The 25,534-nt window shown below is 70.0% G+C and carries 18 protein-coding genes; 9 read left to right on the forward strand and 9 right to left on the reverse strand.

All coding sequences use genetic code 11. From position 1 onward, the window contains the following. Position 1: 1 nt before the first annotated feature. The 5 genes from OEB96_RS09015 to OEB96_RS09035 form a co-directional block, all read right to left on the reverse strand. Positions 2–1,090, reverse strand: coding sequence for a DUF1513 domain-containing protein (locus tag OEB96_RS09015; RefSeq protein ID WP_266215095.1), 1,089 nt, complete (start codon positions 1,088–1,090; stop codon positions 2–4). Positions 1,091–1,135: 45 nt separating this feature from the next. Continuing rightward, a complete protein-coding gene (locus OEB96_RS09020; protein WP_266215096.1) occupies positions 1,136–3,418 on the reverse strand; it encodes an NADP-dependent malic enzyme in 2,283 nt (760 codons plus the stop codon). A 106-nt stretch (positions 3,419–3,524) separates the two neighbouring features. After that, a complete protein-coding gene (locus OEB96_RS09025; RefSeq protein WP_266215097.1) occupies positions 3,525–4,721 on the reverse strand; it encodes an AAA family ATPase in 1,197 nt (398 codons plus the stop codon). Then, positions 4,718–5,536 carry an RNA ligase family protein gene (locus OEB96_RS09030; protein ID WP_266215098.1) on the reverse strand — a complete coding sequence of 273 codons (819 nt, stop codon included), beginning with the start codon at positions 5,534–5,536 and terminating at the stop codon, positions 4,718–4,720. The genes OEB96_RS09025 and OEB96_RS09030 overlap by 4 nt, the downstream gene beginning before the upstream one ends. Continuing rightward, the gene (locus tag OEB96_RS09035) at positions 5,533–6,192 is read right to left on the reverse strand and encodes a class I SAM-dependent methyltransferase (protein ID WP_266215100.1); all 660 of its coding nucleotides are present in this window, start codon (positions 6,190–6,192) and stop codon (positions 5,533–5,535) included. Before OEB96_RS09035 ends, OEB96_RS09030 begins: the two co-directional genes overlap by 4 nt. Positions 6,193–6,432: 240 nt before the next feature. Between OEB96_RS09035 and OEB96_RS09040 the strand changes: the two genes are divergently transcribed. Next, positions 6,433–7,836, forward strand: a complete 1,404-nt coding sequence (locus tag OEB96_RS09040; RefSeq protein ID WP_266215101.1) for a protein kinase domain-containing protein — start codon at positions 6,433–6,435, stop codon at positions 7,834–7,836. A 116-nt stretch (positions 7,837–7,952) separates the two neighbouring features. Here OEB96_RS09040 and OEB96_RS09045 read toward each other — a convergent pair whose 3' ends face one another. Beyond that, complete coding sequence (locus tag OEB96_RS09045; RefSeq protein ID WP_266215102.1) at positions 7,953–8,456, reverse strand: hypothetical protein; 504 nt, start codon at positions 8,454–8,456, stop codon at positions 7,953–7,955. A 281-nt stretch (positions 8,457–8,737) separates the two neighbouring features. After that, the gene (locus OEB96_RS09050) at positions 8,738–11,620 is read right to left on the reverse strand and encodes a M16 family metallopeptidase (RefSeq protein ID WP_266215103.1); all 2,883 of its coding nucleotides are present in this window, start codon (positions 11,618–11,620) and stop codon (positions 8,738–8,740) included. A 148-nt stretch (positions 11,621–11,768) separates the two neighbouring features. Here OEB96_RS09050 and OEB96_RS09055 point away from each other — a divergent pair, with 148 nt between their 5' ends. The 8 genes from OEB96_RS09055 (at position 11,769) to OEB96_RS09090 (ending at position 22,464) form a co-directional block, all read left to right on the forward strand. Then, on the forward strand, positions 11,769–13,448 hold the full coding sequence (locus tag OEB96_RS09055) for an FG-GAP repeat domain-containing protein (protein ID WP_266215104.1): 1,680 nt from the start codon (positions 11,769–11,771) through the stop codon (positions 13,446–13,448). Between the two features lie 90 nt (positions 13,449–13,538). Further along, on the forward strand, positions 13,539–15,188 hold the full coding sequence (locus tag OEB96_RS09060) for a hypothetical protein (protein WP_266215178.1): 1,650 nt from the start codon (positions 13,539–13,541) through the stop codon (positions 15,186–15,188). Then, on the forward strand, positions 15,070–16,173 hold the full coding sequence (locus OEB96_RS09065; RefSeq protein ID WP_266215174.1) for an ATP-binding protein: 1,104 nt from the start codon (positions 15,070–15,072) through the stop codon (positions 16,171–16,173). Before OEB96_RS09060 ends, OEB96_RS09065 begins: the two co-directional genes overlap by 119 nt. Beyond that, positions 16,170–17,186 (forward strand): ParA family protein, encoded by a 1,017-nt coding sequence (locus OEB96_RS09070; RefSeq protein WP_266215105.1) that lies wholly within the window; start codon positions 16,170–16,172, stop codon positions 17,184–17,186. Before OEB96_RS09065 ends, OEB96_RS09070 begins: the two co-directional genes overlap by 4 nt. A gap of 32 nt (positions 17,187–17,218) precedes the next feature. Next, positions 17,219–18,313 carry a class I SAM-dependent methyltransferase gene (locus OEB96_RS09075; RefSeq protein WP_266215106.1) on the forward strand — a complete coding sequence of 365 codons (1,095 nt, stop codon included), beginning with the start codon at positions 17,219–17,221 and terminating at the stop codon, positions 18,311–18,313. Between the two features lie 288 nt (positions 18,314–18,601). Next, positions 18,602–21,064 (forward strand): protein kinase domain-containing protein, encoded by a 2,463-nt coding sequence (locus OEB96_RS09080; protein WP_266215107.1) that lies wholly within the window; start codon positions 18,602–18,604, stop codon positions 21,062–21,064. A gap of 13 nt (positions 21,065–21,077) precedes the next feature. Further along, a complete protein-coding gene (locus tag OEB96_RS09085) occupies positions 21,078–21,575 on the forward strand; it encodes a low molecular weight protein-tyrosine-phosphatase (protein WP_266215108.1) in 498 nt (165 codons plus the stop codon). Beyond that, positions 21,565–22,464 (forward strand): fructosamine kinase family protein, encoded by a 900-nt coding sequence (locus OEB96_RS09090; protein WP_266215109.1) that lies wholly within the window; start codon positions 21,565–21,567, stop codon positions 22,462–22,464. Before OEB96_RS09085 ends, OEB96_RS09090 begins: the two co-directional genes overlap by 11 nt. 22 nt (positions 22,465–22,486) lie before the next feature. Here the strand turns inward: OEB96_RS09090 and OEB96_RS09095 are convergent, their stop codons facing one another. Both OEB96_RS09095 and OEB96_RS09100 read right to left on the reverse strand, forming a co-directional pair. Then, a complete protein-coding gene (locus tag OEB96_RS09095) occupies positions 22,487–24,208 on the reverse strand; it encodes an FAD-binding protein (RefSeq protein WP_266215110.1) in 1,722 nt (573 codons plus the stop codon). Positions 24,209–24,271: 63 nt separating this feature from the next. After that, positions 24,272–25,519: a cytochrome P450 gene (locus OEB96_RS09100; protein WP_266215111.1), complete on the reverse strand. Its 1,248-nt coding sequence runs from the start codon at positions 25,517–25,519 to the stop codon at positions 24,272–24,274. Positions 25,520–25,534 lie beyond the last annotated feature (15 nt).

The raw sequence follows: 25,534 nt of genomic DNA on the forward strand, positions 1-25,534 counted from the left end.
GCTACGCCCAGCCCGGCAGATCGGCCACCAGGATGTGCGAGCCCGTGCACAGCGAGGGAAAGCCCGCTCGCGCCTCGGGGTCGCGGGGGGGCTCGAGCGTGAACGCATCCAGCCTGGCCATGCGCGGCGGGTTGCCGAAGTTCAGGATGAAGTCCTTGCCGTCGAGCGACACCGCCACGCCGCGCGGCTCGGGCAGCCGCAGGCTCTTGCGCAGCCGTCCCGTGTCGAGCTCCCACAGCGTGAGGTAGTGCCCCAGCGGCGTGGTGGCGGCCACCGTGCGCGTGGGCTCGTGGATCGCCACCGACAGCGTCTCGCCCTTCAGATCCCGCAGCACGTCGAGCGGCTCGGTCACCGTGCGCAGCGGGCCATCCTTGCCCCGCAGGCTCACTCCCCCCAGGTCGTGGGCGGGCGAGAGCCCGTCGCGCGGCGCCGAGATCACCGCGAGCTCGCCACCGCTGGCCACCGCCACGTGCCCGGTGTTGATCCTCGGATTGCTCGGCCGCACCTCGTCGAGCAAGGCATGGGTCTTCAGATCCACGAACGCCACGTTGGGCGGATGCTCCTCCACCCCGATCGGCGACCCGCCGTTGGTCACCACCAGCACGTCGCCGTCGCCCCACAGCACGCAATCATGCGGCGCCACCCCGTACGACGGCAGCTCGCCCAGCACCGAGAAGTCCTTGCCATCGCGCACCGCGAGCACTCCGCGGTTGCCGTCGGTCACGTCCGTCTCGGTGCAGTAGAGCAGCGAGCCGTCCCTCGAGAACACGCCGTGCCCGTAGAACTCGCGCCCCTCCCCCGCGTGCAGCGTGTGCACGATGACGCCCTGCCGCAGGTCGAGCACGCAGGCCCCGGGCCCGTGCTTCTCGAACAGGACGATGAGCCCCTCGTCGTGCGGGCTGGGCGTGAGGCCGTGGGCCAAGAACGGCAGGTCCACCGCCTGCGGAGCGGCCCCCGGCGACAGCGGCAGACGCCCGAGGTGGTGCACCATCTCGCCGGTCACCCGGTGGCGCTGCGAGCCTCCGCCGAGCACGACCCCCGGACGCTCGGCCACGGCTTCGGTGGGTGCGGTCTCCATCGTGGGATCCATCGTGGGATCCATGGTAGCGCAACCGCGACTGGGGCCATCGGTGGGCTACTGGGCGGCCCTGGCGACCACCCGCTCCTGCGCCTGCACCACCGTGAGCGCCGTCATGAGCACGATCGAGTCCACGTCGCAGTCGCGCTCGAGCACCGTCACCGGGTGCGCCATGCCCAGGAGCACCGGACCCACCACCACCTGGTTGCCCAGCTCGCGCATCAGCTTGTAGGCGATGTTGCCCGCGTCGAGGTTCGGAAACACCAGCACGTTGGCCGGACCCGTGAGCCGCGAGAACGGGAACGTCTGCTGCTGCAGCGCATAGTCGAGGGCCACGTTGGCCTGGATCTCGCCTTCCACCTCGATGTCGGGGCGACGCGCCCGCAACAGCTCCGTGGCCCGCACCACCTTGTCCACGTCGGGATGCCGCACCGAGCCGAAGCTCGACATGCTCAGCATCGCCACCCGCGGCGTCACGTCGTAGGTGCTCGCCGCATCGGCCACCATCTCCGCGATGTCGGCCAGCGCCGCCGCGTCGGCGTCGATCGTGACCGTGGTGTCGGCGAACAGGAGCAGACCGCGCTGGTGATGCAGCACCAGGTACATCCCCGCCGTGCGTCGCACCCCGGGAGCGAGCCCGAGGATCTGCAGCGCCGGTCGCAGCACCTCGGGGTAGTGCGCGTTGATCCCCGACACGATGCCCGCGGCGCGCCCTCCCAGCACCATCATCATGCCGAAGTGATTGCGCCACGCCATGTGGCGACGAGCCTCCTTGCGATCGATGCCCTTGCGCTGGCGCCGGGCGAAGTAGCGCTCGATGTACTCCTCGCGATGGGCGTCGCGCAGCGGATCGACGATCTCCACCCGCGATAGATCGAGGTCGATGTCCTGGGAGCGGACCACCTCGCGGATCTCCGCCTCGCGGCCCAGCAGCACGGGCGAGGCCACCCCCTCGTCGACCAGGATCGAGCAGGCCCGCAGGATCCTCGGGTCGTCGCCCTCGGAGAACACGATGCGCTGCGGCCGATTGCTGGCCTGCTTGATGAAGCGTCGGATCACCGACGACGACTGCCCCAGCAGCGTGCGCAGGCGCTCGCGGTAGCGTTGGTCGTCGTAGTGCTCGATGCCCGCCACGCCGCTGTCGACCGCCGCCTTGGCCACCGCCGGCGCCACCCAGTAGAGCACCCGCGGATCGAACGGCTTGGGGATGATGTAGTCGGGCCCGAAGCTGAACTCGGCCCCGTAGGCCAGGTTGACCACCCGTGGCACGTCGCGACGCGCCAGCTCGGCGATGGCCCGCGCCGCCGCGATCTTCATCTGCTCGTTGATCGCGGTGGCCCGCACGTCGAGCGCCCCCCGAAAGATGAACGGGAAGCCCAGCACGTTGTTGACCTGGTTGTTGGTGTCGCTGCGCCCGGTGGCCACGATCGCGTCGGGCCGCGCCGCCTTGGCCTCGTCGTAGGGGATCTCGGGATCGGGGTTGGCCAGCGCGAAGATGATCGGACGCTCGGCCATGGACTCCACCATCGGGGCGGTGACCAGCCCCCCCACCGACAGACCCATGAGCACGTCGGCGCCCCGCAGGGCGTCCGCCAGGGTGCGCGCCTGCGTGCGGCGCTCGAACTGCGCCTTGATCTCGTTCATCTTCTCGGTGCGGCCCTCGTAGATCACCCCCGTGGAGTCGACCATCAACAGGTTCTCGGGTCGCACGCCCAGGCTCATGAAGAACCGGCTGCAGGCCACGGCCGAGGCGCCCGCGCCGCTGACGACCACCCGCAGCTCCTCGATGGCCTTGTCCTGCAGGTGTGCCGCATTGATGAGCGCCGCCCCCGTGATGATCGCCGTGCCGTGCTGGTCGTCGTGGAACACCGGGATCTTCATGCGACGCTTGAGCTCTTCCTCCACGTAGAAGCTCTCGGGCGCCTTGATGTCCTCGAGGTTGATCCCGCCGAAGGTGGGCTCGAGCGCCGCCACCACCTCGACCAGCTTCTGCGGATCGCTGCAGTCGACCTCGAGATCGAACACGTCGATGTCGGCGAACTTCTTGAAGAGCACCCCCTTGCCCTCCATCACCGGCTTGGCCGCCAGCGGCCCGATGTTGCCCAGGCCCAGCACCGCGGTGCCGTTGGTGATCACCGCCACCAGGTTGCCGCGCGCGGTGTAGCGATAGGCCAGGCTCGGATCCTCGGCGATCGCCAGGCACGGCTCGGCCACTCCGGGCGAGTAGGCCAGCGACAGATCGCGCTGGCTGGTGAGGGGCTTGGTGGGCACCACCTCGATCTTCCCGGGTCGCCCCTGCACGTGATAGTCGAGCGCATCCCTTCGGCGAACCTTGGCCATCGCCCGCCACCCTAACGCCATGGGGGTACCGGGGTCACGCGGTCCGAACGCACCACCCACCACGCGTGGGCTCACGGGGGCTCACGCGCTCGGCAGGCTCACGGGCTCACGGATTGGGCACCAGCAGCACCTCGTGGGCCTCCGTCGGATCGGGCGGTTCCCAGCGCCGCAGCATGCGGCCCAGCACCCCCTCGGGCACCGGATCGGCGCGATTGCGGTTGCGCGCCCCCAGCTCGGACGCCGGCGCCTCCACGTGGACCAGGCGCACCCGTGCCCCGTAGTCGAGGCACAGGCCCACCACCGACTTGCGCAAGGTGCGGCCGAGGTTGGTGGCGTCCCAGCAAAACGGCTGCGCCCGTCGCAGCAGCTCGCGCGCGCGGCTGCGGGCGAGGTCGATCACCTGCCCCTGGTCGTCGCGCGGAGAGACGCCGAGCTCGCGCCGGATCGCATCGAGCTCGATCACGGGTCCGTCGCTCGCATGCTCGGCCACCCAGGTGCTCTTGCCCGAGCCCGGCAGTCCGCTCATCACGGTGACCCCAAAGCGCGTGTCGTCGTGGGCCGCCCACGTGGGATCGCGATCGGGGCGGCGAAAGTACTCCACCCGTGCGTGGTCGTTGGCAAACGCCCACGGCGCATCGAGGCAGTGCAGCTCCGCGGCATACTCGGCCAGGAGCCTCGCGTCCTCGATGCGCTCGTCTCGATCGGGGCACACCCGCCCGCGCAGATCGGCCTCGGCCAGCCACACCAGCTCGCGCAGCACCGTCGTCTGGCTCATGCGGATCACCAGCCGCTGGCTGTCGCTGCGGCTGGCCCAGTGGTAGGGCACCTGGTGGAATCGAATCAGCCCGCAGATCGCCTCGCGAACGGGCGGAGGCACGCCCAGGCGCCACAGGATCACGCGCGCATCGAGGGCCCCGCCCGGAGAGTGGCCCGGCGAGCGCACGCGCCCGTCGTCCTCCACCACCGTGCAGCGCGGCTTGGCCACGTCGTGCAGCAGCGCGGCCGCCCACAGCCGCAGGCGTCGCCGCGGATCGCCCCGCCGAAACCCCGACAGGCTCGCCATCGCCTCGCACACCATCCCGGTGTGGACCAGCACGTCGCCCTCGGCATGGAACACGGGATCCTGCGGACACCCGCGCATCGCCTCGAGCCACGGGTGCCGGGCCACCAGCGCGTCCCACTCCACCGCCCACGTCGGATCCCGAGGCAGGCCCAGCGCGGCCTCGGCCGTCCCCTCCACCACTTCCTCGACCGTCCCTTCGACGGGCTGGGTCCCCCGGTCCATCGTCTGCGGAGGGCTCATGCTCGCTGCTCCCGGGGGGGCCGCGGGTCGTAGAGATCGACCTCCGGCGCGAGGCGATTGGGCACGATCGGGCGGTCGATCCAGTGCCCTCCGGAATCGACCACCGAGGTCAAAAAGCTGTGGCGCACCCACTTGAAGCGCCCCGTGACCTCGCCGTCCTCCTCGACCTTGACGTAGAGCCCCTCGGCCAGCGACGACGGATCGGTCTGCAGCACCACCCGCTCCACGTCGAGCGCCTCGTCCGCGGCCGCCCGACGCAGCGCGTCCTGCCAGTCCTCGCTCTTGTAGAGCGACGGCGCCACGCGCTCGGCCAGCGCCTCGATCGAGGGCGCGGTGCCCTCGTGCAGCACGGGCACCGACCACACCGGCGCGTCCTGCAGCAGCTCCCGACGTCGCGCCGTGGACAGGAACGCGCCGCTTTGCCGATCGAGCACGTCGAACTCCATGAAGTAGTGCGGCAGGCGATCGTAGAACACCGTGTGCTTGGCGTAGAGCCACTCGCCGTACATCACGTAGCGCGAGCCCAGCGCGGTGAACAACGCGTCGCGGTGGCACATCGCCCAGGTCTTGAGCAGATCGAAGTGACGCTCGCGATGGCCACCGGTGAGGTAGTGGCCGCGGCTCTGCAGCCACGGCTTGCCGTCCTCGTCGAAGCTCACCGCCGCGTTGGCGCCGTCGAGCTTCTCCTCGACCACCAGCGGGCGCCCCTCGAGCTCCGAGAACGGCGCGGCCGACAGATCCTCGTCGCCGGGCTGCAGGCGCGAGCCCATCAGGTGGCGCGTGCGCGGGTACTTGCGCAGCGGGGCCGGGCTCATCGTGCGGGTTCCTCGACGCGGATCACCGCGATCATGTGCCCGAGCACGTGCTCGATCTGCACGCGACGCGCCCCCCGATCCATGAACATGTCGCGCAGCCGATCGGGGGTGAACAGCTGGATGTGCTGCGGGTTGTCGTCGGGCCCCGAGGGCACCGAGACCACCACGAAGCGGCTCGCCACCCGCAGCAGCTCCGCGGCCGCGTCCTCGGGGTTGGTCAGGTGCTCGAGCACCTCGAGCGCGGTCGCCACGTCCACCACACCGTCCGACACGGGCAGCGCGGCCGCATCGCCTTGCAGCGCCCGCAGGCGCTCGATCCCGCCGTCGTGCACCGCCCGCAGATCGCGAACCCGCAGCGGATCGGCATCGAGGGCGGTCACGGACAGCCACGGCATCTCGTGCAGCAGCGGCCACAGGAACACCCCGCGACCGCTGCCCACGTCGAGCAAGGAGCCTGGCATCAGCCCGCGCAGGATCCCGAGCACCTTGGCCACGCGAGGCAGCGTGGCGCTGCGCTTGAACTTGTGCAGCGACAGCCCCTGCGCCTTGCCCTCGCGAACGAGCGCCTCCACGTCCGGCCCGGCCGCCGCGAGCGCGGGCAGACGACCGCGCACGAACGCGGCCGCGAGCTCCACGTAGTATCGCTCGGGATCCATGCCGTGCTCTGTCTACCAGAGGGTCGAGGGCGATTTCGCCACGAGCTTTCGCGCTTCGTCGGCTCGCTCGTCGGCCTCGCGCGATTCGAACGACTAAGCGATCGCCTTACATCATGAAACATGCGTATCCCCATTCACACCATTGACAACGACGTTCGCCCCAGGCGTACTAGACGAGTCAGGCCCAGCTGGTCGGGGAGCCCGACCGTCCTCTCCCTCTTTACCCTTCTTGTTCGTGTCATGGACGATGCGTGCAGAACCTCCGATGGGGCGTTCGACGCCGCCGAGTACCACGTGGAGGATCGAGACCCCACGACTCGCTTCGATGCCAGCGAGCTCGAGGCCGAGAGCGAGCGCGACATCGAGCTGCCCAGCGATGGGCTCATCGATGGTCGCTATCGCGTGATCGATCGCGCGGGTGACGGTGGCATGGGGGTGGTGTTCCGGGCGCACGACCTGCGCCTCGATCGCGAGGTCGCCCTCAAGATGATCCGCCCCCACCTCCGGCTCGAGCCGGAGCTCGTGCAGCAGTTCCTGCAAGAGGCCCGGGCCATGGCGCAGCTGCGGCACCCCAACGTGGTCGAGGTCTACGACTTCGGCGAGCACGAGCGACTGCCCTACTTCGTGATGCGCCACGTCGCCGGGCCGGATCTCCACACGTGGGTGCGCAAGCAGCCGCTGCCGCTGCCGATCGACGTGGCGCTGGGGCTCCTGGGTCAGGTCTGCGACGGCGTGGCCGCGATCCACGATGCGGGCGCCGTCCACCGCGACATCAAGCCCGAGAACATGCTGGTCGACGCCGACTTCCGCGTGGTGGTGACCGACTTCGGGCTCGCGCGCGTGGTCGCCGACGTCGACGTGAGCACGGGTGGGGTCAGCGGCGGAACCGCGGGCTACATGGCCCCCGAGCTCGCGCGGGACGACGATCCGATGATCCCTGCTCCGCTGGCCACGCGCGCCGACGTCTATGCGCTGGGCATGCTGGCCTACTGGCTGCTGGTGGGTCGGCACCCGTTCACCGCCACGTCGCGTCGGCAGATGCTCGACCTGCAGCTGCGGGCTCGGGTTCCGCCGCCGAGCGAGGTGCGGCCCGATCTGCCGCGCGAGCTCGATGCGGTGGTGCTGCAGGCCCTGCACAAGGATCCCCGCCATCGCACCCCCAACGCCCGGGTCCTGGCCGACGAGCTGCACAAGGCACGTCGGCGGATCGCCAGGCCGCGCCCTCGGGTGGTGGTGGTCGACGAGGATCCCGAGTGCCTCGAGTGGATCCGGCGGACCCTCGTCGATGCCATGCCCGATGCCGAGGTCCTCACCGTGTCCGACGGCCACGAGGCGCTGCGGCTGCTCGAGGCCGATCCGCTGGCGCTGCTCGTCACGGCGCTCGAGAACGAGGGCACCAGCGGGCTCGAGCTCGCGGCCACCGTGCGGGGCAACCCGGCCACGCAGGCCGTGCCGATCGTGGTGGTGTCGGCGGTCGGCGGCGCCGCCGAGTGGCAGGCGCTCCATCGGATCGGCGTGCAGGGGTTCGTGCTCGAGCCGCTGGTGCGCGAGGCCTTCGTGCCGCTGGTGCGGGGCTTGCTGCCGCAGGCGCCCATGCCTCGGTCGCCGCGAGCGGCGACGCGGAAGGCGGGGGGCTCGGCGTGAGCGCGGGGCAGCGGGCGGATCGACGCTGACGTGGGAGACCGCGGCCGACCCCGGGTGCGGGGCAAATTCGAACACGTGTTCGTATTTGGCGAAGACTGCGCGCCACTCCGATCCGATCACCGCCGCGCGTGCAGAGCCTCCGCCTCCACCTTGGCCTTGCTCGTGCCATCGCACGGCTCGTCGATCGCCTCCGGATCCGGCACCCTCATCTCCCCATCCACCATCTGCTCCGGATCGGGCACCTCGATCTCGCCCTCGACCATCGGCTCCTCGGGGATCACCGCCGCCCCGGCCATGGGCACCGCGTCGGGCTTCGGCCCCTCGACCTCGACCTTGGTCGTCTCGGGCTTGGCGACCTTCGCCGGGATCGACACCTCCCGCGGCGGCTCCCCGTGCGGAGCACAGGCCGCCAGCGCCGCGCTCACCCCAAGCGCCGCCACCAGCCCGGCCCGTCGCGAAGGTCGAGCCCGCAGCCGCGACACTGGCACGAGCACCGGCTCGGCCACGACCTCCGGCTCCGGCCGAAACCGAATCCGCCCCTCGGCATCGCGCGCGTACGACACGCACATCGTCTGCCCCTTGTGCTCCCGCAAGAACGACCGGGCTTCACCGCGGGTCATATTCGAAAGGATCGTGACATTCTTCGCGCAATGGGTGCAGTGGGACACCCGTGAGTCGCGATCGAAACCAATGGCGTCGAGGTCGATGGGACAGGGGCCGGTGATCGGGAGCTGGTCGGCGTGCATGGCGAGCGGGCCCCTACCACGCACGACCTCGAGCGAGGATCTGGTCTCGCAGGGAGTGAGTTAGGCAGGCGCCGGTTTGGGCTGTCCTTGGCGGGCCCCTTCGGGGGCGTCGCCTGGCGGCGCCGCGGGCCCTTCCGGCAGGCTACGCCTGCCTATTACTTGCTCGGATCCACCACCTCGACCGGCCCGATCTTCTCGAGCTGCTTCTCCAGCACCTTCGCCGAGCCCACCACCACGATCACCAGCTCGTCCTCGTGCACCAGCCGCTTGGCCACCGCGTTCATCTGCGCGCTGGTGACCTTGGCGATCGCATCGAGGTACTGCTGGTAGTACCCCTCGGGCAGCCCCTCGACCTCGAGCATCCACAGGTCGCCCACGAGGTCCTGCGGGGTCTCGCGCTGCCCGGCGAAACGCCCGAGCAGGTAGCTCCGCGAGAACTGCTCCTCCTGCTCGCTGGGCGCCTCCTTCTGCAGCCGGCGGATCTCCTCGAGGATGGTCTTGACCGTCTCGCCCACGGTGGCGTTCTTGGAGAACGTGCTCACCACGAAGCGTCCACCGAAGCGATCGGCAGAAAAGCCTCCGCCCGCGCCGTAGGTCAGGCCCTTCTTGACGCGGATGGTGTCGTTGAGCCGGCTGTTGAAGCCGCCGCCGAACACGTCGGACAGCACCCGCGCGGTGAACCAGTCCTCGCTCGTGCGATCGATCCCCACGTGCCCCACGCGGATCTGCGCCTGCTCGCCGGGCTTGTCGACCAGGTAGATCTTGGTCTTGCTGCGCGGCGGAGCGGCCGGCACCGAGACCGTGGGCGCGGCCCCGGTGGCCTTCCACCCGCCGAAGTGCTCCTTCGCGAGCGCGAACGCCTCGGCCTTGCTCAGGTCGCCCGCCACGTAGAGCACCGTGGTGTCGGGCCGCACGTGCCCGCTCCACCACGCCTTCATGCCGTCGACCGTGATCGCGTCGAGCTCGGACGCCTGCGCCTCGGGCAAGCGCGCATAGGGGTGGCCCGGGAACATGCGGCGCCGCAGCTCGCGATCGGCCAGGTACTGCGGCGAGCGCTCGGTGATCGCCAGCCCGGTGCGGGTCTGCTTGACCAGCTTGGGCAGCTCGCCCTGGGGGAACGTGGGGCGCTGCACCACCTCGGCCAGCAGCTTCATCGCGCGCGCGGCCTGGGGAGTCACCGCGCTGGCCGTGACCGAGCCCGTGTCCATGCCCACGCCGGGCGAGATCGAGATCGCGTGGGTGTCCAGCTCGTCGGTCAGTGCCTTGTAGTCGTAGCCCTCGGTGCCGCGGGTGAGCATCGAGGCCGCCAGCGAGGCGGTGCCCGGCATGTCGGCCGGGTCGGCAAAGGCCCCGAACCGCAGGCCCAGCCGGTAGCTGACGAACGGGACCTCGTGGTTCTCGATCACCACCACCTCGAGACCATTGGGGAGCACCTCGTCGACGTGATCGATCGCGACCTTGGGCGCCTTGGGCGGAGCCACGGGGGGCTGCACGCCGAGGCCCTCGGGACGGACCAGCCCCGGCTTGCCCGAGCCCTCGCCGGTGATCTCCTCGGGCCCCTGCGGCCTGTCGTCCTTCTTCTTCTCGTCCTTCTTGCCGCGGAACTGGTCGACGAGGAAGCCCACCAAATTGGGCTCGATGCGCACGACGATCTCGCGCTGCGGGTCGAAGTACTTGGCGGCAGCCGCCTTGAGGTCGGCGGCCGAGATCGCCTCGATCTCCTTGAAGCGACGGTTGACCGCGGGCAGGTCCCCCTTGATCAGCGCCGCGTCCCCCAGCAGCTGGGCCTTGGAGGCCACCGTGAGCTGTGAGGTGACCACGTCGCGCAGCATGCCGTTCTTGGCCTTGCGCAGCTCGTCCTCCGTCACGCCGTCGGCGACCAGCTTGGCCACGTGCTGGCGAATGGCCGCGAGCGCGTCGTCGGGCTCGTCGCCGAACGGGGACATCACCGCGCCCGCGCCGAACATTCCATCGTCCTCGAGCGAGAACCCGGCCGCGAGCGCCACGATCGCCAGATCGCGATCGGTGACCAGATCGCGATAGAGGCGGCTGCTCTCGCCCCCGCCAAGGATCTGCCCCAACATCTCCAGCGCCAGCTCGTCCTCGTGCCCGGTGGGCACGGTGCGATAGCCCACCGCCACGATCGGCACGGGACCGTTGCGCTCCTTGATCTTGACCTCGAGCGGCTTGCTCAGCGGGGGCTCCTTCACCGTGACCCGCGGCGGCTCGGGGTAGCTGGGGATCCAGCCGAAGTACGTCTCGGCCAGCTGCACGATCCGGTCGTGCTCCACGTCGCCCACCACCACCAGCGCCGCATTGTTCGGCACGTAGTAGGTGTTCCAGAACTCCTGCAGCTCGTCGGCCGAGGCCGCGGCCAGCTCGTCCATGTCGCCGATCGGGGTCCAGCGGTAGGGATGCTGCTTGAAGATCTCGCCCAGGATCTTGTCGGGCGCGGTGCCATAGGGCTGCTCGCGACCCAGGCGATACTCCTCGGCCACCACCTGGCGCTCGGTGTCGAAGTAGCCCTCGTTGATCTTGAGGAAGGCCATGCGCTCGGCCTCGAGCCACAGCACCATCTCCACCTGGTTGCTGGGGATCTCCTGGATGTACGTGGTGTTGTCGAACGAGGTGTAGGCGTTGCAGTCGCCCCCCACGCGACGGACGTACTCGAAGTGCGCCTTGGGCCCGATGTTCTGCGTGCCGCGAAACATCATGTGCTCGAACATGTGGGCGAAGCCGCGCCGGTCGGGCTTCTCGTCCTTGCTGCCCACGTGGTACCAGACCTGCACCGCCGCGATCGGCGTGCTGTGGTCGGCGAGGGTGATGACGCGCATGCCGTTCTCCAGCGCGGTCTCCTGGTAGTCGAACGGACGCTCGGGCAAGAGCGCCGCGGCCCCGTCGGCGGCGTCGTCGTCGATGGCCGTCCCATCACCACCCCCACCATCGGGATCGGTGGTGGTGTCCTTGGTCTTGCAGCCGGCGGGGCCGAAGGTCGCGAGGGACAGGGCGAGGGTGACGAGCCACGGTCGAAGGGACATGATGGTGCGCATCCTGGGCTGGCGGACTCTAACAGGCTCCCCGCGACCACCGTAAGTGCTCGAAACCATTTCGGCATGGCGACCTGCGGTCGATTCGCCGCAGGGTCACCAACCCCCGAGCGACGCAGCCCGCTACCATGGGGCGGTCATGCCTGGACCGAAGCCGTATGGTGCTCGACGACCGTGGATCCTCGTGCCCGCCGTGCTGGCCACGCTGACGGCCTGCAACGACGATCCTGGCAACGACCCGTTCGAGACCAGCCCGGTCCCCGGGAGCACGAGCACCGGCACGGTGTCGGCCTCGGAGACCACGGCGGGCACCGAGGTCGCCGATTCCACCGCGAGCGGGACCACCGCCGATACGACCGGCACGATCTTCGACCTCGAGGCGCCGCCCGACATCGATCCCACCGGGATCCAGCCGAGCTGCGAGGTGGTCGACGATCTCGACGGCGTGGGGGACTGCCGCCAGAGCGCCCCCGCCGAGAGCTTCAACCCCCAGGTGCAGTGGACCTGGCAGGGCGGCGAGTCGGCCGTGACGCCGCTGGTGGCCAACCTCACCGACGACGACGGCAACGGCACCATCGATCTGTGCGACACGCCCGACGTGGTGGTGGTCACCGGAGGCCTGGTGGGCCAGATCCACGTGCTCGACGGCGCCACCGGCAGCGAGCACTTCGCGATCCCGGGCGCGGTGCACTCGTTCGTCACCCCGGCCATCGGCGACATCGACGGCGACGGGCTGCCCGAGATCGTCAGCGCCTCTCCGGTGGGCTTCTTCACCCTGGCGTTCACGGCCTTCGAACACGACGGCACGCCGATCTGGACCTCGGAGACGGTGTGGCCCCACGACCAGGGCGGCGCGGTGGGCATCGCCGACTTCGACAACGACGGCTCGCCCGAGATCTACGGCGACGGAGCGATCCTCGACGCCAACGGCAACACCCGCTTCGTGGCCCCCGCCCAGACGGGATGGTTCATCGGCCAGCGCAACACCGCCACCACCGCGGCCGATCTCGACGGCGACGGCGACCTCGAGCTGGTGCTGGGGCAGAGCGCCTACCATCACGACGGCACCGTGATCTGGAACGACCCGAACATCCTGCCCGGCTACCCGCAGATCGCCGACCTCGACGACGACGACGATCCGGAGATCATCGTCAACAACAGCGGCGGGATCACGATCCTCGAGCACGACGGCACGATCAAGTTCCAGGACATGCGGCCCACCGGAGATCCGGCGGGGCTCGGCAACTGGTTCCGTCCCTCGACCGTGCACGACTTCGACGACGACGGGCTGTCGGAGTTCGCGGTCTCGTCGGCCAGCCACTACTCGGTGTTCTTCCGCAACCTCACCGTCATGTGGTCGACCAACGTGGCCGACGGCAGCGGCTGGGCCGCGGGGACCGCGTTCGACTTCCTCGGGGACGGCGGGGCCGAGGCGATGTACGCCGACGAGGAGAACCTGTTCGTGTTCGACGACATGGGCATCCCCGTGCTCACGGTGCCGCGCTCGTCCAAGACGCTCATCGAGTACCCGGTGGTGGCCGACGTGGACAACGACGGCTCGGCGGAGATCGTGGTGGTGTCGGCCTCCAACTGGGACGACGTCCAGACCTCGCCCACCGTGCAGGTGATCCGCGACGCCGAGGACCGCTGGATCCAGGCGCGACGGATCTGGAACCAGCACACGTACCACGTGACCAACGTCCGCGAGGACGCGACCATCCCCGCGGTGGAGCCGCCCTCGTGGCGCGAGCTCAACACCTTCCGCACCAATGCGCAGATCGAGGGCGGCACGGTGTGCCTGCCCCCGCCTGCGGGCTGATGCTGCGCGCACCCCTCGGGTCCGTCGACTGCGGCCCCTCGCCGAGCGCGAGCGATGCCGCGTGCAACCCGATGCAGTACCATCCGTGCCATGGCCGTGATGCAGCCCGCCATCGCGCTCGGGCTCGGGGCGCTGCTCTCGATGCCCCTCTCCCTGGCGTGTACGCCCTCCATCGAGCGGCTGATTCGCAACGAGGAGTACAACGACGCCATGCGGGCCGCCGCGTTCGGCCGTGGCGCGGCCGCAGAGCTCGAGCACGACCGCGAGGTGGTGGCGGCGAGCGTGGCCCGAGCGCTCCGCCCCTCGGTGACCGTGCACGTCGTCTCGCGAGCCGCGCTCCTCGGCTCCGATCCCGACCTGGTGGTCCCCCGGGCCCTCGACGAGGACGTCGTGGTGCTGAGCGTGGACCACGACTCCCACCACCGCTCCCTGGGGCCGAGCGTGGAGCTCGAGGTCTGGGCCGGTGACCGGCAGCTCGAGCTGCTCCCGTTCACCGAGCAACGGGCCGCTCACCTCACCGGAGAGCTCGAGAGACTCGAGCGGCTCTCGGGGTCCCGCCAGATGAAGCGGGGCCGCACTCTGCTCGAGGGGATCTTCAACGCCGTCGACTGGATGACGGGAGGAGGCCAGTGGGTCCCGCCCTCGCACGAGAGCGGACGGCTGGCTGCCCCCCATGCCTATGCACTGGTGAACGCGCTCGGTCGGCGCGCGAGCGACTCGGACGAGTCCTCACGGCTCGTCCTCGTGATGATGCGTCCCCGGGAGACCTCCCGGCTCGACATGCGAATTCGGCTCACCACCTCGGCCGTCTCGACGTACCACGATCGCCTCAGGCGGGAGGTCGACGAGGGACTGCATGCGCGAGGTCTGCCCCACGACGCCCTCGCGAGGCTACGCTGGGAGGTACGACGGACGCTCGACCTCGAGGCGCCACGACCGAGCATTGCGGTCGACGTGCTCGATGATGCGATCCCGGCCCAATGGGTCGAACCCACTCGAGCAACCGGGACTCGTCCCTCGCCACCGGCCGAGACCGTGCTCATTGGTCGAGCCGGGCTTCGCGGCACCCTCTACTGCTCTCGCTTCACGGCGCGGCCCGCCCTCGAGCCGCGCCGGATCACCATCGGGCAGGTTCCGGTCGAGGTGAGCGAGTGGGGGTGGTCGCAGAAGGTGCATCCGGGAGCCATCGTCGTGGCCGTCGGCACCCCCATCCCCGCATCGGAGCCCGAGCCGCTGCTGCGGTGGGACCTTGCAGAGTGCGCTCCCGGCACCAACCTCGCGGGACGGGAAGTGGTCGCGTTCGGGCACGAGCTGGTCCCGGCCCAGGTCCCGATGCCCGAGGCCTTCGACGTGCGCAGCTTCGACTGGACGACCACCCGCGTCGGACCAGGCCTACCGCGACGCGCTGGCGGGCTTGCTGTCCGTTCGCCCCGGATAGCGGGCCGCGCCGCCCTTGCGCCGCCTGTGCGCCGCCCCGAGCGACGTCGACCCGCACGCCCGTGGGAAGGGGATACTATCCTCGTCGCCCATGGTCGACACCGAGGACCTGGCTGCGCTCGCGGCCGATCTGGAGAGCTTCCGAGTCGAGCGGAAGGCCTCCTTCACGAGCGTCAAGAGCGAGATCGAGGAGGCCATCTGCGCGTTCGCCAACGACCTGCCGGGCACTGGGCAACCTGGCTACGTGCTCATCGGAGTGACCGACAAGACCGGCCAGCCGACGGGGCTGGCCGTGACCGATGAACTCCTACGTGCGATCACCGACATCCGGAGCAGCGGCAACATCCTGCCCTTTCCGGTGATGAACGTACGCAAAGCATCCTTGCAAGGAAGGGACGTGGCGGTCATCGAGGTGCATCCCTCGCACGAGCCCCCCGTGCGACTGCGTGGTCGGGTGTGCGTACGATCCGGGCCACGCAAGGGTACCGCCACCAGGGACGAGGAGCGCGTCCTCAACGAACGACGCCGTGGATGGGACGGCCCCTTCGATCAGCGCCCCATCTCGGGGGCAGCGCTCGAGGAGCTGGATCTTCGGTTCTTCGAGCAGGACTACCTCCCCAACGCAATCGATGCCCAGGCACTGCGGGAGAATGGCCGCTCGCTCCCCGAGCAGCTCGCAGCGCTCCACCTCGCATCACCCGATGGCGTGCCCAACGTCGCGGGCATGTTGATCCTGGGTCGCGAACCCACCACGTACCTACCCGGAGCCTACGTGCAATTCCTGCAGATCGATGGAGTCGAGCTCACCGATCCCATCGTCGATCGCAAGGAGCTGACGGGATCGCTTCCGACGGTCCTCCGTGCGATGGATGAGATCACGTCCGCCCGAATCCGGGTTGCGACCACCATCACGGGCTCCACGGTCGAACGGCGCAGCCCCGACTACCCCATGGACGCCATGCAGCAGCTGCTGCGCAACGCGGTCATGCACCGCAACTACGAGACCAGCAACGCCCCCGTGCAGTGGTACTGGTTCTCCGATCGCATCGAGATCCACAATCCCGGAGGGCTGTTCGGGAGGGCCACGGAGGCGTCCTTCGGCCAGCCTGGAGGCAACGACTACCGCAACCCCACGGTGGCCGGTGCGCTGCACGTGCTCGGCTTCGTGCAGCGATTCGGTCTCGGCGTTCCCCTGGCGCGCAAGGCATGCAGGGACAACGGCAACCCGGAGCCGGAGTTCACCTTCGGATCCAGCAACTTCGGCGTCACCGTGAGGGCCCGCTCGTGACTCGCGTTGCCTTCTGCAACAACAACGGCGGTGGCGGCAAGTCCACTCTCGTGTTCCACCTCGCCCACATGCTGGCGGACCTCGGACGACGTACGTTGATCGTGGATCTCGATCCGCAGTCGAGCCTCACGGCCATGTGCGTGTCGGAGGAGCGGCTCGAAGCCCTGTGGTCGACCGGGCCTGCACACTCGCTGACGATCATGGGAGGGGTGAGACAGCTCCTTGCTCAGGACCGGCATGCTGGCGAGGTCCACGTCGAGCCACTCCGAGACGGGCTCGGCTTGGTCGCGGGCGATCTGGGGCTCTCGAGCATCGAGCAGGCATTGGCAGCGGCTTGGGAATGGGAACGAGCCCGCGACGAGGCATCGCTGCGCGAGCTGTCGGTGTTCCATCGCGTCATCGAGCACGCCACCGCGGCACACGACACCGAGATCGTGCTGATCAACGCGGGACCGAACCTCGGTGCCATCAATCGTGCAGCGCTCCTTGCCGCCGACGTCACGGTGATCCCGATCGCGCCCGATCTGTTCGCCGTGCAAGGGCTACGGAGCCTTGGCCTGGCGCTCGCGGAATGGCGCCTCGGCTGGGAGCAACGCGTCACCCACCAGGCCAAGCACGGACCCGAGCCCGGGCTTCGACTCGGCCTGCCCGAGGGCCGCTTGATGCCGCTCGGCTACGTCGTCATGCAGGCGGCCATGCGCCTCGCTCGACCCGTCCTCGCCTACGATCGGTGGCTGCGGCAGGTGCCCACGGAGTACCACGACGCGGTGGTTCGAGACGCAAAGCAGCCGACGACCACCGCGGACGATCCCTGGTGTCTCGGCAGCATGCGCCCCTACCCCGGCCTTGCGCTGCTCGCTCGCGATGCCCGCAAGCCCATGTTCCACCTGCGCCCAGCGGACGGCGCGACCGGAGCCCATGCGACCGCCGTCCTGCGCTGCCGCGACGACTTCGCACGCCTCGCCGCGGCGTTGCTCACGCGCATCGAGGAGACCAAGACCACGATGGCGTGATGGGCCCGGGTCGTACTACAACCCCGCCCGCCATGCACCCCAGGATCGCTCCCCTCCTCACCGCCCTGCTGCTCACGGTCGCCTGTGATGGCGGCAAGACCGACGCCAAGGCGGACGCCAAGAAGACCGATGCCAAGGCCGCCGATGCCAAGGCCGACGATGCCAAGGCCGACGATGCCAAGGTCGCCGACGCCAAGGCCGACGACACCAAGGCGCCCGACACCAAGGCCGCCGACGATGCGGCCAAGGAGGCCGAAGAGCGCAAGGCTCGAGTCGCCAAGGGCCTCGCCGAGCTCGAGGAATGGAAGACCGCCGAGGCCACCCGCTGGACCGACGAGGTCGAGGCCGAGGCCAAGCGCCTGGCCGAGTCCGACTGGAAGGACGCGAGCGAGGCGCTGACCGCCGTGCTGGCCAGCAAGCACCGCCACCCCACCAACGTCGAGCGCGATCCGTACCGCCATCCCGCCGAGACCCTGGCATTCCTCGGCCTGCGGCCCGACATGACCGTGGTGGAGGTGGGCCCGGGCTGGGGCTGGTACACCGAGATCTTGGCGCCCGTGCTGGCCAAGCACGGCAAGCTCCTCGTCACCGACTACGATCCAGCCGGGCCCGAGGACGAGGGCACCACCCTCTACGCCCGCCGCTTCCAGGCGTTCATGGCCCGCTCGCCCTCGGCCTACGGGAAGATCGAGCGCATCGTGCAAAAGGACAACAAGACCCTCGACCTCGGTCCCGATGGCAGCGCCGACATGGTGCTGGTGGTCCGCGGCCTCCATGGGTGGGTGAACCGCGGGGTCTTCGACGAGAACGTCAAGAAGATTCACGCGGCGCTCGAGCCCGGCGGGGTCGCGGCCATCGTGCAGCACCGCGCCAACGACGACGCCAAGCCCGAGGAGTCGGCCGACAAGGGCTACCTGCCCCAGCCGTGGGTGGTCGAGCGCTTCACGGCGGCCGGCTTCACCCTCGAGGAGGCCTCGGAGATCAACGCCAACCCCAAGGACACCAAGGACTACGCCGAGGGGGTGTGGACGCTACCGCCCACGCTGACCCTGGGCGAGACCGACAAGGCCAAGTACGTGGAGATCGGCGAGAGCGACCGGATGACGTTGCGGTTTCGCAAGCCGTAGCCCCGTGCAACGGCTCGCACGGGGGCGGTTCGCGCCTGCGCGCGATTGGCCGCCGATGCCGCGAAACGGCGGATATCCCCCCAATTGGGGCCTGGCCGCTGGCACGAGACGAGGGCCGGGCTCGACCATGAGCCTGGCCCAGCGCCCAGGGGGTCCAAAGAGCAGCTCTGCGCACCCTTACCGACACTTCACCTGATTTGCCGTGGTGACGACGCGCGGGATAGCATCGGCCCGAGCATCGTGGTGCACCAGTCGCAGGGACACGCGCCAGGCATACCGGCGGAAGGGGTGCACGGTGCGAGCCACGAGGTCCTCGGGCGGCTCGCCGTGGGCGGCATGGCCGAGATCTACCTCGCCCGCTCCACGTACGAGGATGGGCGCCGCGAGATCGTGGTGCTCAAGCGGATCCTCCCGCACCTGTCCGAGGATCCCGAGTTCGTGCGGATGTTCCGGGACGAGGCCTACCTCGCCGCGACCCTCGACCACCCCAACATCGTTCGCGTCCACGACCTCGGGCAGGACGGGGACGACTACTTCTTCACCATGGAGTACGTCCATGGGGAGAACGTCCGCTCCATCATCAAGGCCGCCCAGAAGGTCGAGATGGACATCCCGCTCGAGCACGTCGTCCAGATCATCCTCGGCGTGTGCGAGGGGCTCCACTACGCACACGAGCAGGTCGACGAGGACGGCGAGCACCTGCGGATCGTCCACCGCGACGTCTCCCCCACCAACATCCTGGTGTCGTTCGATGGCGAGGTGAAGATCGTCGACTTCGGCATCGCCAAGGCCGCCGCGGCCACCCACGTGACCCAGGCGGGGATGCTCAAGGGCAAGGCCTCGTACATGTCGCCCGAGCAGTGCCGCGCCGAGCCGGTCGATCGCCGCAGCGACGTGTTCGCGATCGGCATCCTGCTCTACGAGATGACCACGCTGACGCGGCTGTTCCGCGGCGACAACGAGCTGGCGGTGCTCCATCAGATCCTCACCGGGCAGGTGGAGTCTCCCTCGACCCGCGTCGAGGACTACCCGGCCGACCTCGAGCACATCGTGATGCGAGCGCTGGGGCCGCGACCGGGCGATCGCCATCCCACCGCGCTGGCGCTGCGCGACGACCTGCTGCGCTTCGCTGCCGCCCGCAACCTCGCGCCCTCGCCCGAGGGGCTGGGCGAGTACATCCGCGATCTATGCGGCGAGCGACCCCATCCGTGGGACGACGACGAGGACCTCGAGGACGACGGGCTCGATGCGGCCGACGAGTCCGGCTCGTCCACCTCGCTGGGCAACTTCGAGGACGACGAGGACACGCAGGTCAACCGTCGCAACCCCGACGCACGCACCCTGGTGCCGACCGGACCTCCCCCGCGCGCGAACGGCCGCTCGACGGGCCCATCCACGGAGGTCACCGGAACGACGAGTCGTCGGGTCGCCCCCATCGAACCACGAGGAGCAGCACGGGGAGCCGTGCGAGGGCCCGCACGGGGAGCCAGGGCGGCCGTGGCCCCTCCTCCGCAGACGGGGCCGCGCCCAGCCGGGGGTCGTCTGCGGCTGCCTCCTCGCGGCATGGCGACCAAGCGCCGCCCCTCGTCCACGGACGTCACGGTGGAACTGCCCGACGGCGACGAGCCGGACGCGACGACCTCACCCGTGGCCAACCCCCGCGCCGTTGCGAACAAGCGACACGGTCCGATCTCGGATCGACCCCGTCCATCGCCCTCCGACGCGCCGACCCGACCCGAGGGCGCGGGCTCGGGACCCGTGGCCCCGCCGTTCGGCGCCGTTGCCCCGTTTGCGCAGAGCGGCCGCACCCTGCGGGGCACGGCCGGTGGCATGAGCGGTCCATTGCCCGCTCGCAGCGGACGCACGGTCCCGGGGGGCTCCTCGTCGCCGCTGGCGGCCTCCAGCGCAACCACCCCGTCGTCGCCATCGTCGCCATCGTCGCCATCGTCGGCCACGCCCGAGGCGAACGTGACACAGCCTCCGCCCGGAGGGGGAACCGATCGCACGATGACCGCGGGCGCCGGCTCGCGACCCCGCGCGCCCACCGGCCAGATCCGACCCGGTCGGCGCCCGTCGACGCCCGCCTTGTCTCCGTTCGACAGCCGGAGCAAGTCGCAGGCGCCCGCGGCAGCCGACCGCACGATGGCGATGACGGCCGAGCAGGCCCGGGCAATCGCGCAGTTCGGCGCCGGCGGGGCGCCTCCGCTGCCGCACGGGCCCGATCCGTGGTCGGGACACGGCGTCATGCACACCGAGGTGGCGCCTTCCGTGCCGTTCGTGCAGCCACCGGCACAATCATCCGTCCCGCTACCGGCCACACCGGGCCGCAGCGAGGTCGACGAAGGCGCTCGCACCCTCGCGATCCCTCGCTTCGATCGCTCGATGCTGGCCAACCCCAACCAGGAGTTTCCCAAGGGGCCCATGGGGTGGGGAGGAGAGGATCCGATGTCCCGCACGCAGCGCAATGCCCCCTCGTCCGCGAGCGACGGGGGAGCGTTGACCTCGACCCAGAAGTCGCCGGTCGCGTCGATGAGCGAGGCATTCGCAGGCCATGGCATGCAGGCGGCCGAGCTGCGCCGCCCCGAGATGCGCTCGCCCGCGCCGCGACCCGAGGGCACGTCGCGCTCGATCTGGGTCCCGCTGCTGATCGTGGTGATCGTGGGCCTGGCCGGAACCGCTGCGTTCCTGTGGTGGCGCAGCACCCACGCCGCCGAGCCCACGACCGCGGTCGAGACCGGCCCTCGCTCGTAGGCTGCCCCCGCTCATGCCCATCACGCGCGTCTGCTTCGTCTGCCTCGGCAACATCTGCCGCTCGCCCACCGCCGAGGGCGTCTTCCGCCACCTCGTGGCCGCGGCCGAGCGCGAGCACGAGTTCGAGATCGACAGCGCGGGCACGGCCGCCTACCACGAAGGCGAGCGACCCGACCGACGCTCGCTGGCCACCGCGCGGGCCCGCGGGGTGGATCTGCCCGGACGGGCACGGCAGTTTCGACGCGGCGACTTCGATCGCTTCGACCACGTGCTGGCGATGGACCTCGACAACCAGCGCGCGCTGCTGCGGCTGGCGCCCAACGAGGCCGCGCGCGCCAAGGTCTCGCTGCTGCGGAGCTTCGACCCCGCATCGCCCTCCGATGCCGAGGTGCCCGATCCCTACTACGGGGGACCGGATGGCTTCGATCGCGTGTTCGAGATCTGCATGGCGGCCTGCCAGGGCCTGCTGACCCGGCTGTCTCCGCCATCCGAGGCCCGGCGTGACGGCTAGGGCCCACCACGGGACCGCCGCGCTGCATCCCGGGCTGGGCCCTGCCCTGCAAGCGGCTCTCGGGGGCTCGATCACGGATGCGCAGCGGCTCGGTGGAGGCGACATCAACGAGGCCTGGGCGGTGCGACTCACCACCGCCGACGGCCCGCGGCGCGCTTTCGTCAAGGCCCGACGCGGAGCCGAGCGCGACACGTTCACCGTCGAGGCCAGGGGCCTGCGATGGCTGGCCGAGCCGGGCGTGCTGCGAATTCCCACCGTGCTCGCGGTGGGCGAGGACCCCCCGTTCCTGGCGCTCGAGCTCGTCGAGACCGGGGCGCCCACCGAGCACACGGCACAGGCGCTCGGCCGTGGCCTCGCGGCCCTCCATCGCGCCGCGCCGCCCTCGTTCGGGCTCGATCACGACGACTTCATCGCGCGGCTACGACAGGACAACACGCCCGGCGACGACTGGCCGAGCTTCTACTGGGAGCGCCGACTGCTGCCGATGCTGCAGCGAGCCGAGCGCGAGGGCCTGTGCGACGCGGCGCTGCGCCACGACTTCGATCGCCTGGCCACCAGACTCCCCGAGCGCTGCGGGCCGACCGAGCCACCAGCTCGACTGCACGGAGACCTGTGGAGCGGCAACCTCCTCGTCGACGCGCACGGTGCCCCGGTGCTCATCGATCCCGCGGTCTACGGCGGCCATCGGGAGATCGACCTGGCGATGATGCGACTGTTCGGAGGCTTTTCGCCCCGCACGTTCGAGGCCTACGCCGAGGCCTGGCCGCTGGCCCCCGGGTGGGAGCAGCGAGTGCCGCTCTACCAGCTCTACCCCTTGCTCGTGCACGTCAACCTGTTTGGCCGCGGCTACCTGGACTCGGTCCGGGCGGCCCTGCGGCAGGTGCTGTGAGCCGCGGTCCCCTCCCCGCGCGTCAGCCCCACGGCATGATGCGGATCCGGCCCTGGTCCTCCCAGCCGACCTCCTCGTTGATCCACTGCTTGCGCAGCACGAGCTCGCCCTGCGCGTCACGACTGACGAAGATGTTGGCGAGCCAGTGGGCATCGTCGCGCTCGGGATGATCCGCGCGGTAGTGCGAACCACGGCTCTCGGTACGAAGCGTGCCGGCCTGGGTGATCACCTCCGCCACGTCGAGCAGGTTGCGCTGCTCGAACGCCAGCACGTGGTCGAAGGGCTCGGCGATCTGGAGGTCCTCGTGCATGCGGCCGCGCTGGTCGTCGATGAAGCGCTGGGCCTGGGCCAGCTGCTGCGCGTCCTTCTCGACCAGCAAGCGCTCCCACATCGCCTGCTGGAGCGCACGATGCAGCACCTGCGGACGCGTGCCGCCCTTGGCCTCGCGCTGCCGAGCCAGGCGCTCGCCGAGCAGGCGCTCGAAGTCGTCGGGGTGCAAGTCGCCCTGCGGGCGCTCTCGGGCCACCTCGGCCGCCTTGGTGCCCGCCCGCCAGCCGAACACCTGCGAGCCGCCGAGCATCGTGCCGCCGAGGCGATCGGCTCCCTGCCATCCCGCCGCCTCGCCGCACGCGAACAGGCCGCGCACGAACGGCGACTGGGCGTCGGTGTCGATGCGGATCCCCCCGTTGCTGGTGTGGTGGTGGAGCTGGACCTGGAGGAGATCGGTGCCGATGTCCAGGCCGTTCTCCTTCATGTAGGCATCGAAGACCTCGGGCTGGAAGCCGCGCTGGGTGCCCGAGAGGTCGAGGAACACGGCGTCGTGCTCGGTACCGCGGCCGGCGAGCACCTCGCCGTGGATCGCTCGATCGAGATGGATCGCGGCGTCACGACAGCTGACCGGCCAGTGGTAGGCCTTGAGCTTGGAGGCGTCGAGCACCGACAGGCCGTCGGGGAGGTAGTCGGCGAGGAACGCCTTGCCGTGGCGGTTCAGCAGGCGATACGGCTCCTCCATCTCGTAGAGCATCACCATGCACTGGGTGGGCCAGGTGGTGGCCAGGCCCTGCTGCATGAACTCCATGTTGAACAGCGCCGCTCCGGCGCGCAGGGCCATCGCATAGCCGTCGCCGGTGTTGCCGGGGGGATTGAAGGAGTACTTGAACAGCTGGCCCACGCCGCCGGTGGCCATGATCACGGCGCCGGCGTGGACGACGAAGGGGTTGCCCTCGTCGTCGATGCCCACGGCGCCACGGCAGCGCCCCTGGTCGACGATGAGATCGGTGAGGTTGGCGTGCTCGAGCACCTGCGTGTTGGTGCCGGCGATCACGGCCTTTTGGATCTGGACGATGTTGTTGGTGCCCTTGCTCTCCTTGGTCGCGGGCATGGTGGCGAGCATCTTGCTCTGGAAGCGCATGCCCATGCTGCGCAGGCGCTTGATGGCCTCGGTGACCTCGTCGACGAAGATGCGACACAGGGCGGGGTCGGCCAGGCCCAGGCCGGCCTGGAGCATGTCCTGGTAGGTGAGATCGGGCGGGTTGAACAGGCCGCCCTTGGGGCCGACGGTGCGGATGGTCCAGAAGTCGGCCTTGGGGTTGCTGGTGGCTCCCGCTCCGCGCACGCCGGGGACGCCGAACTGGCCCTTGACGGCGAGCATGGTGCGGGCGCCGGCATCGTGGGCAGCGATCGTCGAGGCCGTGGCCGCTCCCCCTCCGCCGACGACCAGGACGTCCGTCTCGTAGGTCTTCATCGGGGGGAGCATGCCGGATCCGAGGCGAGGGGTCACGCGGAGCGAGCCCGTGGAGGGCGCACGCTACGTCAGCTCGAGCCGCAGCGACTTCCAGCCCCGCAGGAGCATGGTCGGGGCGCGTTCGAGCGTCTGCTCGGGGAGGCGAAGCTCACGGGTGCGCGCGAGCAAGGTGCGAAACGCCACGCGAGCCTCGATGCGCGCGAGCGGCCCGCCGATGCAGTAGTGCGGGCCGAAGCCGAACGACACGTGGTCCCCCGCGTTGTCGCGCTCGATGTCGAAGCGGTTGGGATCGGGGAAGTGCTCGGGGTCGCGATTGATGGCCGCCGAGACGAAGTACACCATCTGCCCGGGCTCGAAGCGATGCCCCTCGTGCGAAAACCCCTCGGCCACCACCCGGGTGTTGACGGTGATGGGCGGATCGCAGCGCAGGGTCTCGTCGATCCAGCCGTCGATGTGCCCACCGCTGGGGCCACCGCTGGAGGACGCGTCGCCCCGCGCCCGAGCCACCTGCTCCGGGTCGCGCAGCAGCAGCTGCAGCCCGTTGGAGATGAGGTACGTGGTGGTGTCGTACGCTCCGATCATGATGAACACCGCCAGGTCGATGATCTCGTCGACGGTCAAGGTGTCGTCCCCCTCGATGGCCTGCACCAACCCGCTGAGGATCTCGCCCTCGCGGGGGGCCTTGCGTCGCTCCTCGATCGCGGCCACGAAGTACTCCTGGATCTGCGCGCGAGCGGCCGCCACCGCGTCGATGATCTCCTCGGTGCCGAGGCTGGCCGACAGGAGGTTGTTGATGTTGGGAGCCCACTGCGTGAACAGGCCCGCGTCCTCGTCGGGGATCCCCAGCATCTCGCAGATGATGGTGCGCGGCAGCGGAAACGCCAGCTCGCTCAGCAGCTCCATCTCCCCGCGCGCGATCGCAGCGTCGAGGATCGGCTCGACCACCGCGACCATGCGGGCCTCGAGCGAGCGGAGGCTGGCCGGCGCGAACGCATGCGCCGCCAGGCGACGCAGCCGGCGGTGATCGGTCCCGTCCCGCATCACCATCCACTCGGCATACCAGGCCACCAGCGGGGCCGCGCGCTCCTGCAGCGGCGGCGGGGTCAGGGCGCTGACGTAGGCCGAGCGCTTGGCCGAGATCCGCGGGTCTCGCTCGAGCGCCTTGGTCACGCGGTAGCTGCCCACCATCCATCCGTTGACGCGTGGATCGAAGAACACCGGCGCCTCCGCGTGCATGCGGTCGATCATGGGCACCGGGTCGTGCACGAAGTCGGGTGACAGGAGATCGAGGGGGTACGTGTGCGTCTGCATCGATGCGCTCGTTGC

Origin of the sequence: Paraliomyxa miuraensis (genome assembly GCF_026337845.1) — a bacterium.
Lineage (GTDB): Bacteria > Myxococcota_A > Polyangia > Nannocystales > Nannocystaceae > Paraliomyxa > Paraliomyxa miuraensis.

Coding starts and splice junctions, on each gene's coding strand:
- OEB96_RS09035 (WP_266215100.1), bottom strand. CDS start 6,192: ATGGATCCCGAGCGATACTACGTGGAGCTCGCGGCCGCGTTCGTGCGC.
- OEB96_RS09020 (WP_266215096.1), bottom strand. CDS start 3,418: ATGGCCAAGGTTCGCCGAAGGGATGCGCTCGACTATCACGTGCAGGGG.
- OEB96_RS09045 (WP_266215102.1), bottom strand. CDS start 8,456: ATGACCCGCGGTGAAGCCCGGTCGTTCTTGCGGGAGCACAAGGGGCAG.
- OEB96_RS09085 (WP_266215108.1), top strand. CDS start 21,078: ATGCCCATCACGCGCGTCTGCTTCGTCTGCCTCGGCAACATCTGCCGC.
- OEB96_RS09095 (WP_266215110.1), bottom strand. CDS start 24,208: ATGAAGACCTACGAGACGGACGTCCTGGTCGTCGGCGGAGGGGGAGCG.
- OEB96_RS09050 (WP_266215103.1), bottom strand. CDS start 11,620: ATGTCCCTTCGACCGTGGCTCGTCACCCTCGCCCTGTCCCTCGCGACC.
- OEB96_RS09060 (WP_266215178.1), top strand. CDS start 13,539: ATGGCCGTGATGCAGCCCGCCATCGCGCTCGGGCTCGGGGCGCTGCTC.
- OEB96_RS09015 (WP_266215095.1), bottom strand. CDS start 1,090: ATGGATCCCACGATGGAGACCGCACCCACCGAAGCCGTGGCCGAGCGT.
- OEB96_RS09040 (WP_266215101.1), top strand. CDS start 6,433: ATGGACGATGCGTGCAGAACCTCCGATGGGGCGTTCGACGCCGCCGAG.
- OEB96_RS09075 (WP_266215106.1), top strand. CDS start 17,219: ATGCACCCCAGGATCGCTCCCCTCCTCACCGCCCTGCTGCTCACGGTC.
- OEB96_RS09055 (WP_266215104.1), top strand. CDS start 11,769: ATGCCTGGACCGAAGCCGTATGGTGCTCGACGACCGTGGATCCTCGTG.
- OEB96_RS09100 (WP_266215111.1), bottom strand. CDS start 25,519: ATGCAGACGCACACGTACCCCCTCGATCTCCTGTCACCCGACTTCGTG.
- OEB96_RS09025 (WP_266215097.1), bottom strand. CDS start 4,721: ATGAGCCCTCCGCAGACGATGGACCGGGGGACCCAGCCCGTCGAAGGG.
- OEB96_RS09030 (WP_266215098.1), bottom strand. CDS start 5,536: ATGAGCCCGGCCCCGCTGCGCAAGTACCCGCGCACGCGCCACCTGATG.